Source organism: Ruminococcoides sp. (genome assembly GCF_057037865.1).
The window spans coordinates 52,573-69,361 of sequence record NZ_DBLZMS010000001.1 but is presented as its reverse complement, the minus strand read 5'-3'; the positions used below and the strand labels follow the sequence as shown (position 1 = coordinate 69,361).

14 protein-coding genes are annotated in these 16,789 nt (G+C 41.6%); 1 reads left to right on the top strand and 13 read right to left on the bottom strand.

All coding sequences use genetic code 11. From position 1 onward, the window contains the following. Positions 1–20 precede the first annotated feature (20 nt). The 8 genes from AC2HW8_RS00305 to AC2HW8_RS00270 are packed head-to-tail and all read right to left on the bottom strand — an operon-like array spanning position 21 to position 7,898. A complete protein-coding gene (locus tag AC2HW8_RS00305; protein ID WP_015523546.1) occupies positions 21–1,394 on the bottom strand; it encodes a V-type ATP synthase subunit B in 1,374 nt (457 codons plus the stop codon). Continuing rightward, a complete protein-coding gene (locus AC2HW8_RS00300; protein ID WP_101070273.1) occupies positions 1,394–3,160 on the bottom strand; it encodes a V-type ATP synthase subunit A in 1,767 nt (588 codons plus the stop codon). Before AC2HW8_RS00300 ends, AC2HW8_RS00305 begins: the two co-directional genes overlap by 1 nt. Before the next feature lie 11 nt (positions 3,161–3,171). After that, a complete protein-coding gene (locus AC2HW8_RS00295) occupies positions 3,172–3,495 on the bottom strand; it encodes a V-type ATP synthase subunit F (protein WP_015523547.1) in 324 nt (107 codons plus the stop codon). Continuing rightward, a complete protein-coding gene (locus AC2HW8_RS00290) occupies positions 3,488–4,459 on the bottom strand; it encodes a V-type ATPase subunit (protein ID WP_484326986.1) in 972 nt (323 codons plus the stop codon). Before AC2HW8_RS00290 ends, AC2HW8_RS00295 begins: the two co-directional genes overlap by 8 nt. An 11-nt stretch (positions 4,460–4,470) precedes the next feature. Beyond that, positions 4,471–5,052 carry a V-type ATP synthase subunit E gene (locus AC2HW8_RS00285; protein WP_181971310.1) on the bottom strand — a complete coding sequence of 194 codons (582 nt, stop codon included), beginning with the start codon at positions 5,050–5,052 and terminating at the stop codon, positions 4,471–4,473. Positions 5,053–5,093: 41 nt separating this feature from the next. Then, positions 5,094–5,567 (bottom strand): V-type ATP synthase subunit K, encoded by a 474-nt coding sequence (locus AC2HW8_RS00280; RefSeq protein ID WP_015523549.1) that lies wholly within the window; start codon positions 5,565–5,567, stop codon positions 5,094–5,096. Then, positions 5,564–7,552 (bottom strand): V-type ATP synthase subunit I, encoded by a 1,989-nt coding sequence (locus AC2HW8_RS00275; RefSeq protein ID WP_302856869.1) that lies wholly within the window; start codon positions 7,550–7,552, stop codon positions 5,564–5,566. The genes AC2HW8_RS00280 and AC2HW8_RS00275 overlap by 4 nt, the downstream gene beginning before the upstream one ends. A 34-nt stretch (positions 7,553–7,586) precedes the next feature. After that, complete coding sequence (locus AC2HW8_RS00270; RefSeq protein WP_021883649.1) at positions 7,587–7,898, bottom strand: hypothetical protein; 312 nt, start codon at positions 7,896–7,898, stop codon at positions 7,587–7,589. 595 nt (positions 7,899–8,493) lie between these two features. On the opposite strand from AC2HW8_RS00270, the gene ybaK reads away from it, so the two are divergent. After that, on the top strand, positions 8,494–8,973 hold the full coding sequence (gene ybaK, locus AC2HW8_RS00265; RefSeq protein ID WP_046432649.1) for a Cys-tRNA(Pro) deacylase: 480 nt from the start codon (positions 8,494–8,496) through the stop codon (positions 8,971–8,973). Positions 8,974–9,045: 72 nt separating this feature from the next. On the opposite strand, the gene AC2HW8_RS00260 is transcribed toward ybaK, so the two are convergent. The 5 genes from AC2HW8_RS00260 to AC2HW8_RS00240 form a co-directional block, all read right to left on the bottom strand. Continuing rightward, complete coding sequence (locus tag AC2HW8_RS00260) at positions 9,046–13,083, bottom strand: efflux RND transporter permease subunit (protein ID WP_484326985.1); 4,038 nt, start codon at positions 13,081–13,083, stop codon at positions 9,046–9,048. A gap of 121 nt (positions 13,084–13,204) precedes the next feature. After that, positions 13,205–13,819: a TetR/AcrR family transcriptional regulator gene (locus AC2HW8_RS00255; protein ID WP_192869336.1), complete on the bottom strand. Its 615-nt coding sequence runs from the start codon at positions 13,817–13,819 to the stop codon at positions 13,205–13,207. 144 nt (positions 13,820–13,963) lie between these two features. Next, on the bottom strand, positions 13,964–14,434 hold the full coding sequence (locus AC2HW8_RS00250) for a low molecular weight protein-tyrosine-phosphatase (protein WP_046432639.1): 471 nt from the start codon (positions 14,432–14,434) through the stop codon (positions 13,964–13,966). Between the two features lie 383 nt (positions 14,435–14,817). Further along, entirely contained in the window at positions 14,818–16,143 is a 1,326-nt protein-coding gene (locus tag AC2HW8_RS00245) for a sensor histidine kinase (protein WP_412961905.1), read from the bottom strand. 3 nt (positions 16,144–16,146) lie between these two features. Continuing rightward, positions 16,147–16,789 (bottom strand): LytR/AlgR family response regulator transcription factor (locus AC2HW8_RS00240; RefSeq protein WP_484326984.1); only part of this gene is annotated, 643 nt, incomplete at its 5' end.

Sequence of the window (16,789 nt, the reverse complement as noted above, 5' to 3'; positions counted from 1 at the left end):
AGCAAACACCTTCAATGCGATTATTCTTTACCGTAAAACTCGTCAAGCATATCGTCCTTAATTCGTTTAAGTTCACTTCTGGGAAGAATATGCAAAAGCTTCCAGCCGATGTCAAGTGTTTCTTCAATTGAACGGTTTGCGTCATAACCCTGTGAAACATACTCACGCTCAAATGCCTCGGCAAATTCAGCGTACTTTTTATCCATATCGGTAAGAGCCGCCTCACCGAGAATTATCATAAGTTCTCTTGCGTCTTTACCTCTTGCATAAGCGGCAAAAAGCTGGTTCATGGTTGCGGCGTGGTCTTTACGGGTTCTGTCGGGACCGATACCCTTGTCTTTAAGTCTTGAAAGTGACGGAAGAACATCAATCGGCGGAGTAATTCCCTTTCTGTAAAGCTCACGGGATAGGATAATCTGACCTTCTGTAATGTAGCCTGTAAGGTCAGGAATCGGGTGAGTCTTGTCATCTTCGGGCATTGTAAGAATCGGAATAAGAGTGATTGAACCCTCTTTGCCTTTAAGTCTGCCGGCTCTTTCATACAATGTTGCAAGGTCTGTGTACATATAACCCGGATAGCCTCGTCTGCCCGGAACTTCTTTTCTTGCGGCAGAAACCTCACGGAGCGCATCGGCATAGTTTGTGATGTCGGTCATAATAACGAGAACGTGCATTCCTCTGTCAAATGCAAGATATTCAGCCGCCGTGAGTGCCATTTTAGGAGTTGCAATACGCTCAATGGCAGGATCGTTTGCAAGGTTTACAAACATTACGGTTCTGTCAATAGCGCCTGTTTCTTTAAACGACTGAACAAAGTAGTCGGATTCTTCAAATGTAATACCCATTGCGGCAAATACAACGGCAAACTGCTCGTCCTTGCCTCTTACAGCCGCCTGTCTTGCAATCTGAGCGGCAAGCTGGGCATGGGGCAGACCCGATGCTGAGAAGATAGGCAGCTTCTGTCCTCTAACAAGTGTGTTAAGTCCGTCAATTGCTGAAATACCTGTCTGAATAAATTCCTGCGGATAGTTTCTTGCAGCAGGGTTCATAGGTGTTCCGTTGATGTCAAGTCTTTTTTCGGGAATAAGAGCAGGACCGCCGTCAATCGGATTTCCAAGACCATCAAATACTCGTGAAAGCATATCGGGAGATACGGGAAGTTCCATTGAACGACCTAAAAATCTTACCTTTGAATTTGCAAGGTTAATGCCTGCGGCTGATTCAAAAAGCTGAACAAGTGCGTTTGAGCCGTCAACCTCAAGAACCTTGCAACGGCGTGTTTCACCGTTCGGAAGTTCAATTTCGCCGAGTTCGTCATATGTTACGCCCTCAACATCACTTACCATCATAAGAGGACCTGCAACCTCTCGTATTGTGCGGTATTCCTTTGGCATCAGTCCTCACTCCTTTCAAGTACATCCTTAATTTCCGAATCAAGCAGAGCCTTGATTGACTCGAACTCGTCCCGAACCTTATCCTCGGGTACATATTTATATCTTCCTATGCGTTCACGGACAGGAAGATTGACAAGCATTTCAATGTCTGCACCGTTTGCAAGAGCCTCTTTTGCTTTGTCATAGTAAGCAAGAATTGCTCGCATCATAAGCACCTGCTTGCCGAGAGATGTGTATGTGTCTGTCGGGTCAAATGCGTTTTGGTGCAGATAGTCCTCACGGATTGAACGGGAGGTTTCAAGCTTAAGTCTGTCGGGTGCGGAAAGTGCGTCCATACCGACAAGGTTTACAATTTCCTGAAGCTCGCTTTCTTCCTGTAATAATGTCATAAGTTTGCCACGAAGCTCCATAAAGTCGGGAGCGGCATTCTTTGAGAACCAATCTGCAAGTCGGTCTGTATAAAGCGAATAACTTGTAAGCCAGTTAATTGCAGGGAAGTGTCGTTTGTAAGCAAGGTTTGCGTCAAGTCCCCAGAATACCTTAACAATTCTGAGTGTTGCCTGTGATACAGGCTCTGAAATATCACCGCCCGGAGGTGATACAGCACCGATAACCGAGAGTGCGCCTTCCGTGTCCTCACTGCCGTTTACGATAACACGGCCTGCTCTTTCATAGAACTGTGCAAGTCGGCTGCCGAGGTATGCGGGATAACCTTCTTCACCCGGCATTTCTTCAAGACGGCCGGACATTTCACGGAGAGCCTCTGCCCAGCGGGATGTTGAGTCAGCCATAAGTGCAACCGTGTAACCCATATCACGGAAATACTCGGCAATAGTAATGCCTGTGTAGATAGATGCCTCACGGGCGGCAACAGGCATATCGGATGTGTTTGCAATAAGCACGGTTCTCTCCATAAGAGAGTTGCCTGTGCGTGGGTCTTTAAGTTCGGGGAACTCGTTAAGAACATCAGTCATCTCGTTGCCACGCTCACCGCAACCGATATATACGATAATATCGGCAGCCGCCCACTTTGCAAGCTGATGCTGAACAACAGTTTTGCCCGAACCGAACGGTCCCGGAACTGCGGCTACACCGCCCTTTGCAAGCGGAAAGAGTGTGTCGATAGGTCTTTGACCTGTGGTAAGAAGAATGTCGGGGGAGAGCTTTCTTTTGTACGGTCTGCCCACACGAACAGGCCATTTTGTACACATATTAATCTCAACATTGCCCTTGTCTGTTTTGAGAACGGCAACTGTTTCGTCAATTGTAAAATCGCCCTCGCTGATGCTCTCAACAACACCGCCTGTTTTGTTCGGAACAAGAATCCTGTGGAGAACAGCGTGTGTTTCCTGAACAGTACCGAGTGTGTCGCCTGCCGCAACTGTGTCACCCTTTTTAACAAGGGGAGTAAAGTGCCACTTCTTTTTGTGATCAAGTGACGGAACATCAACACCTCTTTTGAGGTTTGTGCCGGCAACCTTCATAATCTCGTTAAGCGGTCGCTGAATACCGTCATAAATTGAACCGATAAGTCCCGGACCGAGTTCAACGGAAAGCGGAGCGCCTGTGGATTCAACAATCTCACCGGGTCCGAGTCCCGAAGTTTCTTCATATACCTGAATTGATGCCCTGTCACCGTGCATCTCAATTATTTCACCGATAAGTCGCTGACTGCTTACACGCACAACATCGAACATATCGGCATCACGCATACCCTCGGCAATTACCAGAGGACCTGCTACCTTAGTTATAATTCCAGATTTCAAATTCTTACACCTCAATCATTGAAGATAATGTCCGAACCGACTGCCTTTTCAACGAATGACGACAGTCTTTTTATACCGATTCCCGTATTGCCTTTTACACCGGGGATAGGAATAACGGCAGGAATGAGCCTTTCTTCATATCTTTTTCGCTCTTTTTCAACAAGTCCGAACATTTCCTCGGTAATAAAAATTACCGCATAGTTGTCACCGTCAGCAATCTTTCTGAAAAGATGCGGTGCGTTTTCGTTGTCATCACACGGATAAATGTCCATGCCGATTGCCGCAAAGCCCTTTATGCTTTCGCTGTCGCCGATAACGGCAATATTTTTAGCCATAAACTTCACGCAACCTTTCTTTTACGGTTTCATAATTTGTCTTGGTGCGGATTCCGCTTGCAATAATGTGAATAACTTTTTTCTCTGTTTCACTTGCAATCAGATAGCCCGTAATCGGGTCTGCACCGTCACCGCTTCTTTTGCATTTTTCTTTTGCAAGGCTCATAAGCCTGTTGTCAACAAATTTTTCAAATGCCGACGGAGAAGCCTTGTACTCTTCAACAGCCTTGTTACAGCCGTATGCCGAGATTTTTGACAGCACATCAAGCGTTGGTTCAAGCCCCTTTACGCTTGCCTCAATAACCCTTGAACGGGGGAAGTCCTGCACATCACAGATTGCAATTTCAAGAAAATCCCTGTCACAATCGGCTTTTGCACCTCTTATGGCTGTCTTTACATTATTATAAAATACTGTAGCTTTAAAATATTCGGACATAAATTCGCTGTCGGATTTTTCGGATGTTTTCAGAACAAGCTCCATAAAAGCTCTGTCAAGAACCGCATCGCTGAGTCTTGCGTCACCTGTGTGTGCAAGAATTTCATATGCCTTGTCACAAGGTGCGGAAAGTTCTTCGCCCAAAAGTGAAAACTTTCTGTTCTCAACCGCCTGTTTAAGCGTTTCTTCTGAGAAAGTACACGGCTTTACCAAAAGCTGTGAATACGGTCTGTTTGAAAGCGTTCCCTTTAAAACAGCTTTAAGGTTGTGAAGGTCGTTAAGATAGAAGAACGGTTTGAATATTGCAAAATCGGGTGCGGTTCTTTTGAGATATTCCCACACATTTTCGCTGTGTGATTTCAATATATCTTCAATGTCATCGCCCTCACCGTAACCCTTGTCCGAGAGGTATCTGCAAAGCTCATGCACATTTTCACAACCGAGCATATGCTCAATGTCGCTGTTTGTAAACAGATTTTTTTCTTTAGCACGGACGGAGCCGATGGAAAATTCATAAGATAATGCCATCATATTCCTCCCTATGCCTTAAAAAGTTCCTGATTTATAAAATCCTCGATAGCGTCACGCTTTTCGGACAATATTGCCGAGAAGTCCATGTTTTCTTCAATGTCACCGCATTTAAGAATAAATCCGCTTTCAATGTCACACGGCGTTTTTGAAAGCTCTGCTTTTACACCGCATTTTTCAAGCCTTGCAAGAAAATCCTTCGGAAGTCGGTTCATATCCTTTTCATTCAAAAGCACAACACCGCTCATTCCGTTTAACTTTTTTGCAAATGTGTAAATCAGTTCAAAGTAATCTTCATCGGGAAGATTTTTCATTTTATTAAGAATTTCACTGTATGTCTTGTCAATTTCCTCACGCCTTCTCTTTAGGAAAGCGTTGCGTGTTTCAAGGTCGCAACGGCTCTTTGAAGCCGCCTGCATCTGCTTGACCTTTGACTGTGCCCTGTCGGCAATTTCGGCAGAAATCTTGTCGGCATCAAGCTTTGCCTGTGCCATAATCTGTGCGCATTTTTCATCGGTTTCAGCACCTATTTGGCTGATTCTTTCGTCACAGTCAAGACTTATGCGATTTAAAATTTTATCACCGCTGCTCAAAGTGATTCCACCTTTCTTTCGTAATTTTCGTTAGTCGGTTATCAGATGTTAAGGTTTGGAACTGTGATAACAACGAGAAGTGAAACGATGAATGAAAGGAGAGCGTAAATCTCAACGAGAGTTACGGAAACCATAGCCTTTGAGAAGTTTGAATCGTCCTTTGCGCTAAGTGCAATACCCGAAACGGCTGCCTTGCCCTGTGCAAAACCTGAAATCATACCGCCGATGCCGATAGCAAGCGATGCTGCAAAGTATGCAAGTCCCTGTCCGATTGTCGGAGCTGTGCCGCCGAGAACGCCGCCGCTTACGAGAATAAGGAAGCCTACGATAAATCCGTAAAGTCCCTGAGTACCCGGGAGAAGTGTGAGAACGAGCATTTTACCGAATTTTGATGAGTCCTCGGAAAGAACTCCCATAGCTGCCTGTGCGGCAGAGCCTACACCTCGAGCAGAACCTACGCCTGCAAGTGCTGTTGCTATTGATGCGCCTAAAAGTGCGAAAAATATTCCATTCATTTTGATTTGTCCTCCTGAATTTTAATATATTTACTGTTGAGCTTGAACGGCTTAAACTGTTTGCCGCCGCCCTCATAGAATTTTCCGAACATTTCAACATACTGAAGTCGCATTGTGTGAACATATGAACCGAGTGCGTTGAGTCCGATGTTGATTGCGTGTCCGATGATGAACACGATAATGAGTAAGATAATTCCGAACCAGCTCTTTCCGAACATGGTCGAAAGCATATTGAACACCTGAGCCATAACTCCCGTTGTAAGTCCGAGAGCAAGAAGTCTTGAATAGCTCAGAAGGTCACTGATGTAACCTGTGATGTCATAGAGAGAGGCAAGTCCGCCGATGACTTTGCCGAATCCCTTTTTGTTTCTGCCCTGTGTGAGAACAAGACCGATTGCGCAGAAAATCGCAATGCCTGCTCCGACATAGACGAGTGTCTGACCGAATGCCATACCTGCCGCCAAAACGGCAAATCCGATAAGCATAAGCATCCAAAGTCCCGTGTCAAAGAACGCTCCGCCGTAATCCTTCTGCCTGAGGCAAACATAGAATTTGCAGCCCATACCGACAAGAATGTGTACAAGACCGAATGCTATTGAAATAATCATCAGCATAAGTGCGTCCTTTTGCGGGTCAATTGTCGGCCACGGGAAGATTTGTTTCATCGTAATGTCTGCACCCGTAAAGTAGTTGTAAAGGGTTGCGGGGGCATCTCCGAAGAAGCTTGCAAAAACAAGTCCCCAGAAAAATGTTGAAACACCGCAATATTGGAACAGCTTCAAGGTGTTTCGCATTTCTTTGTCAGGCTTGAACAGCTTTATTGCAAGTCCTGTTCCTATTACCATTAACAGTCCGTAGCCTGCGTCCGAGAACATCATTCCAAAGAAAAAGTAGAAGAAGAATGCAAGCAACGGTGTTGGATCAATATCGTCATGCGATGGGGGAGAGTACATATTTACAATGCTCTCTGCCGGTGCTGCAAAGCGACTGTTCTTTAGCTTTACAGGAGCTTTTTCCTCGTCAACATCGCCGAATTCAACATAGCATACAGAAACTCTTTCGCAAAGCCTTTCAAGCTTTTCACAGTCCTCCTCGGGAATATAACCCGAAATAACAAAAACATTCCGTGAATGCTGAAGTTCACCGATTACGCTGTATTTATCGGCTCTGATTCTGAAATAATCCTGTGTATCTTTAATATCTTTTCGTCTGTCTGCAAAGGAAATGATTTCCTTTTTTGCGTTTTCCGTATCATCTTCAAGCTTGTGACTTCTTTCAACAAGCTTTTTTGATTCCGCCAAAGGGGTAAGGCTTGAGTTTGTAACAGGTTTTGCAAAACCGATATCACGCAGAGCATTTTCTGCAAGCTCCTTTTGGGCAATCGGTGCAAAAAGTACAATACAGGTAAGCACCTCGTTTGCAAATTGAATTTCAAAATCAAATTCAAGCTTCGGAGAAGCCTCGGCAAGTGCCTTTGAAAGCGATATCTCGTTGTACTCCTTTTGAATTGAGCCTATGAAAACAGCCGTTGTTTTTGTGTCCTTTGCATTAAGCGGAATGTCAAGATTCTTCCACGGCTCAAGCTGTGCAAGAGCGGTTTTTATGCGAATCCGTTCCGCCGCATTATCGGCAATCTGTTTGTTAAGCTCACAAATTCTGTTGCACACATCAATAACTTCGCCTGCATTTGATGCGATAACTCCGATTTCATCGGGATCAATCTCCCGCCGTCCGCAAAATGCGGAAAGCATACTTTTCTTTTCGGGAGAGTTGCTGTCGAGAATTTTCAGAGCGTTTTCACTGAGAGTAACATTCCGCTCGAAAATCTGAATTTGTGAGGTCATATCAATCTTGCCGAAACCTTTTCTGCAGGTTTCGGTCTTTTCAATCTGAACCAAACCCGAATCCTGCAAATGTTCAAGAAGTCGCTTTCTGTCCTGTCTTAGGGCAATAATCCGAACCGACTTCATTTTAAGTTTTGCCAATTTCTATCACCACGCTTCTTTCATTGCAACCGTTTTAAAGAGAGAGCCTTTGTATAGCCCCGTCAATAACACGCTTGCGGTTTTTGTCTGCAGTCCGAGAGAGAATGTCGCACTCAAGATTTGCCTTTTCAGAGGCTTTCTCAAGCTCTTTTTTGCTCTCTTTCGCAGTCTTTTCAAAAAGCATATCGGCATCCTTTTGTGCCTTTTCCTTTGCCGAAAGCACAACCTGTTTGGCATCTGCCTTTGTCTGTTCAACCCTTTCTGCTGATTCTGCTCGTGCATTTGCCTCACGCTGTCTGCAATCCTCTTCGGCATTGTAAATGGCGTCCAGCATATCTTTTGCCATTGTTATCCTCCTTTGTTAAAAAATGCATAAAAATATTTTTGAAGAATACACTATTTTGTTTATTCTATTCCTAGATTGTAGCACAATTATTTAAAAAAAGCAATCAACATACATTAAAGTTTGCCCAGTTTTTTATCATTTTCTTCCCTGTGACCGCATTTGCGAGTGGTTTTACAGCATTAATTTGCGATAAAAGAAAAAACACCGCATAATACGGTGTTTAAAAAATTAACTTGCTTATTATCTTACTTACTGTCTTGCTTACTGACTTGCTTATTATCTTGCGTGTTGTGGGTAAAACAGCGATATTTTAGTCTGTAAAACAGAAGAAAGCCGTCCCGAAAAAATTCGGAGCGGCTTTCAAAGCTACGGTTATTCGGCAGGCGTATAACTCTCCTGCATCTCTCAAGGTTTCCCTTTGTCAAGCCATCGGCGTGTGGATTGTACGAAATCTTCCACCTCGAATAACTTCTGAATTTATTCTGACATTATTTTAATAAAATTGCAAATAAATCAAGGTTGAAATCCGATGCGAAAAGTTGTATTATGTGAGGGTAATAACAAGATGGCAATATGCATGGAGGATTGTGTATTTATGAAAGAAATCAAGACAAATGTAATGAGAATTTTAGACAAAGAAAAGGTTGAATATACTCACCATGAATATCCCCACGGCAAGGATGCCGTTGACGGAGTAACGGTTGCAACGCTTATGAATCAAAATCCCGATTATGTTTTCAAAACTCTTGTAACAAAGGGCATGGGCAGAGATTATTATGTTTTCGTAGTTCCTGTTGACCATGAGCTTGACCTTAAAAAATGTGCAAAGAGCGTAGGTGAAAAGTCGGTTGAAATGATTCCCGTAAAGGACATTACAAAGGTCACGGGTTATGTGCGTGGAGGCTGTTCACCTCTCGGAATGAAAAAGCAGTTCAAGACAACCTTCCACATTACAGCAGAGTCAATTCCGAAAATCATTGTCAGTGCAGGAAAAATCGGTTATCAAATTGATTTAAAACCAGAAGATTTAATCCGTCTTACAAACGGTCAATGTGCCGATATTATAAAGGACTGACCTGATATTCAAAAAACAACACCCCCGACTGTGCCAAACGGTTAAGTCGGGGGTGTGTTTTATTAGTATGTTTTATTCGTCAATAAATTCAAGGTCTTCGTCACTTACTTTTTTGAGTTCCTTTTTATTGAACAAATCGTAAATAACGGGAACGATGTAGAGCGTCATAAATGTTGCGTAGAGCAAACCGCCGATGCAGACAATTGCGATAGGCTGCATCATTTCTGCACCTGTGCCTATGCCGAGAGCCATAACAACAAGACCGAGAACGGTTGTGAGTGCGGTTATGAGGATAGGACGCATACGGGTTTTACCTGCCTCAACAATTGACTCAATTCTTTCTTTGCCGTCAATACGAAGTTTGTTGATGTAGTCAACAAGTACGATACCGTTGTTTACAATGATACCGCAGAGCATTACAAAACCGACAAGCGATACAACGCTGATGTCAAATCCTGTGATTAAAAGTGCGAGGAAACCTCCCGTAAATGCAAGCGGAATTGTAAACATAATAATGAACGGTGATTTTAGGCTCTGGAACTGTGCAACCATAATGAGGTAGATGAGAATAATGCCGAGCAACAGCATAAGCATAAGCTGTGAAACTGCCTCCATTGTCATTTTGTCTGTACCTGCATAGTCGATTGAACAGCTGTTCGGGAGCTTGTAATCGTTCATTGCGGATTTTACATTGTTTGAAACAGATGTAAGCGTGTAGCCGTCCTTGACTTCGGCGCTGATTGTAAGATAACGCTTTTGATTTTCACGGCTGATTTTATCCATAGTTTCCGACTTTGAAATATCCGAAACAGAGGAGAGTTTAACTGTCTTTTCGTTACCGCTCTTATCCGTATAAGTTATGTCGAGGTCACGGAGATTTTTCGGAGTAACGGTTTCGCTGTCGTCCTTTACAACCACAACATTCATATCATTGCCGTCATCATTCGTAAGAGTGGCAGCGGTTTTTTCTGTTGAAATTGCAGCGGCAACCTGCTGATAAACCTGTGCAACGGTAAGTCCCTTTTCAGCGGCTTTTGACTTGTCAACAGTAACCTTGATTTCGGGAGAAACAGCACCGATGCCGTTGTCAACCGATGCAACGCCTTTAACCTTTTCAAGTGTCTTGCCGATATCCTCGGCAGTGCTTTTGAGTGTGTCAAGATCGTCACCGTAGAGCGTAATCTGAACGGAACCGTCACCCATAAGGCTTGACATTGAACTTGAAGTGCCGCCGCTTACGGCAGCCTCACCGTCAAGGCTTTCAAGATCCTTTTCAATCTTCTTTGAAATCTCACCGCTCTGTTTTGTAAAATCATCCTTGAGAACGGCATATGCCATAAGTGAGCCGGCATCATTTGACGATGAACCGCCTGTAAGTCCCATAAGGCTTGACGAGTTTCCCGCCATAACGCCTACGGTTTCAAACTGGTCATATTTTGAAAGCAAATCGTTGAGCTTTTCGCCCTCTTTAACTGTTTCCTCAAAGGTTGCGTTATCGTCAAGCTTCAATGATACCTGAATCTGTGTACTGCTCATATCGGGCATAAAGCTGAAACCTCTCATCAGACAAAGAACTGCACTTGTAAAGAGAAGTGCAACTGCAACGAGAATTGCAGGAACTTTGTGCTTTAATACGAAACGAAGTGAGCGTTCGTATGCCTTTTTGATTTTTCCGTCCTTCGGAGCGGAATTAGGTTTCATCTTGCGGAGTATTCTCTGTCCCATGGCCGGAACAAGCGTCAGCGCAACAATAAGGCTTGCAAGAAGTGAATATGTAACCGTGAGTGCAAGGTCAACAAACAGCTGACGGGTGATGCCTTCAACAAATACAATCGGCAGGAACACGCATACTGTGGTGAGAGTTGACGCTGTAATTGCGCCGGCAACCTGTCTTGCACCGTTAAGTGCCGCCTTAATCGGCGAAACGCCCATGCTTCTCAGTCGGTAGATATTTTCGATAACAACAACCGAGTTGTCAACAAGCATACCGACTCCTATCGCAAGTCCTGACAGCGAAATCATATTGAGTGTTACGCCGCTGAAATACATAAGAACGATTGCAAACACAACGCTTATCGGAATTGAGCAGGCAACAATGAGCGTCGGTTTGATATCTCTGAGAAATAGGAAAAGTATGATAATTGCAAGAACCGCACCCATAAGGAGGTTCTGCAAAACGCTGTTGATTACAAGATTAATGTAGTCGCCTTCATTATAAAGGTTTGTAAAGTGAAGTCCGTCAACCTCTTTTGAAAGCGAATCAAGCTTTGCGTTAATATTTTCGCAAACGGTAGAAGACGCTGTGTTACTTGACTTTGAAAAGCTCAATACAATACCGGGGTTGCCGTTGATTCTTGCAAAGGTTTCGTCGGAATTATCGGCAACAAAAACATCTGCAACATCTTCAAGATGAATAACTCCTATTCCGTCAATTCCTGTGTCAAAAAGCACAAGCGACTTCATCTCTTTTTCATCATTCACCTTGTCGCCGACACGAACCATAAATTTATTGTTATCGTCATCGGTAACATAGCCTGCCGGCATTGAAAAGTTTTGTGCCGTTAGAATTGAAGAAATGGTATCAAGTGTGACTGTGTTGCTCACATCAGCCTTGCTTTTTGCCTCTTTCTTTTTATCTGCAAGTTCTTTTTCGGATGTTTCAATCTGTTTTTCTGCACTTGAAAGCTGTGTAAGTGCGCTGTTGAGTTCACTCTGTTTTGAAGTGAGAGTTGACATGGCAGAGGACATTTTGAAGTCCGCACTTGACTGTTGTTGTGAAATGAGGGCAAGAGCGGAATCAACCGAAACCGACTTGTCGTCAAGTCCCGAAATTGCGTTATCAAGCTGTGCAATACCCGAGTTGATTTCTGAGATTTTCTCCGACATTTCGCTTAATGCAGAATTGATTGCATCTCCCGAAGTTCCGAGCTTTTTAAGTGAGTTTTCAACATTTTGAAGAGCCTCTGCACTTTTGTTAATGGAATTCTGAACTGTCTGCATTGTTTTTGCAATATCGGGAGCTTTGATTCCGTAAGGCTCAAGCACCTTGTTAATCTCGTCAATCTGCTGTTGAAGTGCCTTGTATTCCTCGCTGTCGGGCAGTGCATCATTCATTTTCCGAACAATTTCCTGATACTGTTCGTTGAATTTTGAAAGCTGTTCAAGTTTTTGCGTAAGCTGTGACTGCTCGGAAGTCAGCTCATCATAGGTAGTTTTCAGTTCAAGCAAACCCTGATAAGCGGTTTCGAGCAATGTCTTTGTTGAAGTGAGGCTTGCCTTTCGGTCAAGCAACTGCATCTTTGCCGACAAAAGCTGTGTTTTACCGCTTTCAGCCTTGTTCTGTGCATCGGCAAGCTGTTTTGAAACAGCCTCTTGCTGTGAGTTGATTTGCTCAATTGAAGATGAAACAGTACCCTGACCGTCCTTGGCTTTGCCGATATTATCCTGCAATTCCTTTTTAGCTTTGGCAATTTTGTCCTCCGCATCACCGAATTGATTATCGAGCGCAGCGGAAATCTTCTTATTAAGCTTGTCAAGCTTATCCTGTGAAAGTACGACATTTTCCTGTTCCGTAACAATGCCCTTGTCAGAAACAGAGGCAACCCCGTCAATGCCTTCAAGTTCATTCAAAAGTTCGTTTGTGACATAATCCGAAAGCTCTGTCTGCGACTTGCCTTCAAAGTCAACCGCCGTCATTGCAACGGGGAGGATGTTCGGATTGATTTTGATGAGGTACGGTGTTCCGACTCCGTCAGGCCAATTGCCCTTGATTGTGTCAAGGCTTGAACGCATATCAACAGTTGCGCTGTCCATATTTGTGCCGTCCTCAAATTCAATCATCAAAAGAGAATAGTTGTCCGATGAGGTAGAGGTGATCTCCTTAACACCGTCAATTGCCGACATCGACTGTTCAAGAGGCTTTGAAACCGTTGTTTCAACCGCCTCGGGCGTCTGACCTGCGTAGGTGGTCATGATAACGGCATAGGGAAAGTCCATATTCGGTAAAAGGTCGGGCGTCATCTTAAAAAATGACACTATACCGAGAACCAGAACAAGTACAACCGCAACCAATACCGTCATCGGTTTTTTTACGCTGATTTTAGATAACATTGATTACTCCTTTGTTTGTGCTTTTATCTATGAGTATATTTCATATTAAATGCAATTTCTACCAACTTAGGTTTACATTTTCTGTTGAAATCGGTCGCAACCGGTTGCGTGAATATTAAACTTAATCTGCAATTGCACCTGTTTTGATAATTTCAAGTTTTCTGTGATACTCCCTGTGAACCTCGTCAAAAGGTTTTCCTATTACAAAAACATTGAACACGGCATTCTTCAGCACCTGAGTGAGAATCTGTGAAAGACACTTCACATCTTCATCTGAAGTATATTTAAGGTTACTTCTGTCAAAATTGTTTGTAACGCTGACAAGCTCTGCAACGCCCTTGAAACGGTTGATAAAATATTCCGAAACAAGACTGTCATTTGCCTTTATATTTTTGATGAGATTCTTCATAATGATACTTTGTTTTGCATCCTTTGAACATTCGCATAGAATTTCAAAAAGCAAATCATAAGTTACAAATATGTCGCCGTGAGTGCGAGAGATAACCTCTGTGGCTTTTTTAAGCGAAAAGTCAATAAATGAGCGTGTCATAACCTCCACAAGGTCAACCTTATCGTCAAAGTACTGATAAAAACTGCCTCTCGAAATGTTTGCGTTCTTTATAATATTGTTTATGCTGACTCTCTCTCCCGACGAACCGGCAAATTCATTGAATATTGCGTCCGTGATTCTCTGACGCTTTTCTTCGGGAAGATTATAAAAGGTGTTTTTAATCATAAAAAATCCTCCAAAATAAATGTGACAGGCAGTCATATGACAACCTGTCACAATTTTAACATCGTTTATTTATTGTGTCAATTAAATGTGTTTTAGATTTTGCACATATACGATCAAAAATCTTTGTGCATATTAACAACAAAATTAAGCTTTGCCTTTAAATTTTTCAAAAAGTCCTTTGCATCCGCTGTAAATATCATTGTATGCCTGCTCAAAATCACCGCTGTACCACGGATCCGATACATCACGATTCATACCTGCAAAGCTCATCATCTTGCAAACCTTTCCGTCTTTGTCATCGCCGAAAATTCGCATAGTGTTTCTGATATTATTAGAGTCCATGCAGATGAAATAATCGTACTTGTCATAGTCGGATTTTTTGAGCTGAACAGCCCTCTTGCCGTCACAACCGATTCCGTGTTTTGCAAGCTCACGCTTAGCCGGCGGATAAACAGGATTCCCAATCCCGTTCCATATCTCCTCCGTACTCGTAGCAGATGATTTAATCACAAACCTGTCAGCAATCTCGCCCTTCTTAACCATGTCCCTAAATATAAACTCCGCCATAGGCGACCGACAAATATTCCCATGGCACACAAACATTATCCTTATCATATTAAAATTCCTCCCGATTTGCCGTAATATGCCGTGATTTGCAAGGGTGAATTGAGTATAACAGGAATGAGTATCACTTTTGAAATTTCCTCTAAACACGCAAATCAAGGCAAAATGTGGCATATTAGATTTTCCAAAAGTAGTCAAATAGTAGTCAGTTAAGGTGGTGCAGACTACTTTCAAAATCAACCGTATAACGATAGTTTTTGAGTAGGGGGTGCAAAGTGGATTTTCGCTTGTTATAATTCAATGAGAGAATTATAATTTACCAATTCAAGCTATCGTTAATGGGTTTAAAAGATGATTTTATTATAGCATAAAAAACTTTTAGTCACAACAAAACAGCACTCATATCGTAATGATGTGGGTGCTGTTTGTAATAATCAGATTTTTAACAATGCTATTGTAGTGAAAGTATTATCTTCACAACTTACTGTGAAATCGCCTGAATATGATTCTGTAATATTTTTTAGGATTTCAATACCAAGTCCTTTATGATTTGGCTTTGTGGATTGTAAATTATCAATGTTATCGGTAATATTATGGTCGCAGTAATTGATGCATTTTACTACAAAGTTATTATCTTTAATTTGCGATGAAAGAATAATAAATACTTTGTTTTTATCGTTAGAGCTAACACAAGACTCTATTGCGTTGTCAATTATGTTGGTAAACAATCTGCAGAGGTCTGTATTTTTAATATTGATGTTATTCGGAATATTTAAGTTGCTAGAAAATTCAATATGATTTGCTTTTATGGTGCCATATTTGTTAATCATAATGATGTTGACCAATTCGTTGTCACAGAATTTTCTGATTTTGTTGTTCTCAAGAGTTTCGGTCAAATCTTGGATAATTGCATTTGCTCGCTCGCTATTATTATCACTGTTATCGTTGACCATAGCTTTTACAACTGTAATCATATTACTGATATCGTGATTCATTTTTCTTGTTTCGGCAATACTTACTTTCATTTTGTTGTAGTATTCAAGTTCGAGTTCGTTCTTTAAATTAGAAAGTTCGAGTGCTTCTTTCAAATCGTGATTTTCAGAATTTACAAGCAAAACTTTGTAAAGTGCAATGTCACATATAACCATACATATGATTGTTGCAAGGACAAAAATCCAAAGTATAATATTTGCACTTGTCAGTTCAAAATTGTTATTGTTATATACAGAAATGGCAATTGCCGAACTGCACATAAGCTGTGAAACAATGATAATATCAAATTGCCACATTCTTGATGAATAATTTTTGTGCTTAAGATTTTTATCAAAAATTTTTTTGCATATTAAAAGTAAAATCCAAAGAACAAGAATAGCTACAACATTGCTGAGTACATTTGCAACTTTATCGTCACGCAATGAAAATCCCATAAAAGTAAATAACGCCATAACCGAAAGCTCTGTTATACACATTGAAGCAAGGAACAGAACATAGGCTATTGTTTTCTGAGAGATTTTATCGCTGAAACAAGTGAAAAATGTTATGGCAATCACTCCGAATAAGATAATAGGTTTAAACGGATTAGCGTTAAATTCCTCGTTTATTCTGGATAGAAAAGAAATAACCATGGTAAAAACAAAGAACATTCCAATTATAATTTTATAAATAGGTTTATCCTTTTTTAAAGTAAGCAGTTGCAGTGGATACTGAATAAAAGTAGCAGTTGTAATTAAGTCTAATATAGTAGCAAAAGCAAGTAACATTGTTTATCCTCCGAAATTCATAAGATATAAATTTTTTGCATCTTTAGCATAAGAATCGCTTATCGGAATAATAGCTCCGTTTGTCAAAGTAAATTGCCCTGATTGATAAGAGGCAATGTATTTGGTATTTACAATATAGCTCTGGTGGCATCTTACGAAATATTCGGGCAACTCCTTTAGAAAATCAGAAAGTTTTTTGTAGCAACGATAGGTTTTGTCATTGGTGATAATTTCACAAACTCTTTTAGAACTCTGTATGTACAGAATATCGTCAACAGTAATAAGATATTCTTTGAAGTCATAAGAAATTTTAAGCTTTGCCGTCTTTTTCTTATATTCATTTTCAGCCTGTTTAATGAAAAAGTTCAGAATGTTGTACTGAATCGGTTTTTCAAGAAATCCCTGTGGAGTAATATGCTCGTAAATATTTTCATAATAAACATTGCCGTAGCCGGTTATGAAAATAGTTTTTATATTTGGCTGAATTTTTTGAATATCTTCCGCAAGTAAAATTCCGTTGTCATCTTTAAGCACAATGTCAATAATCAACAAATCAATATTTTCTGAATGAATTATATTCAGAGTATCTTCTCTGTTAATAGAAACAAATACTTCGTGCTTAAACTTATTTTTTATGTATTTCGCA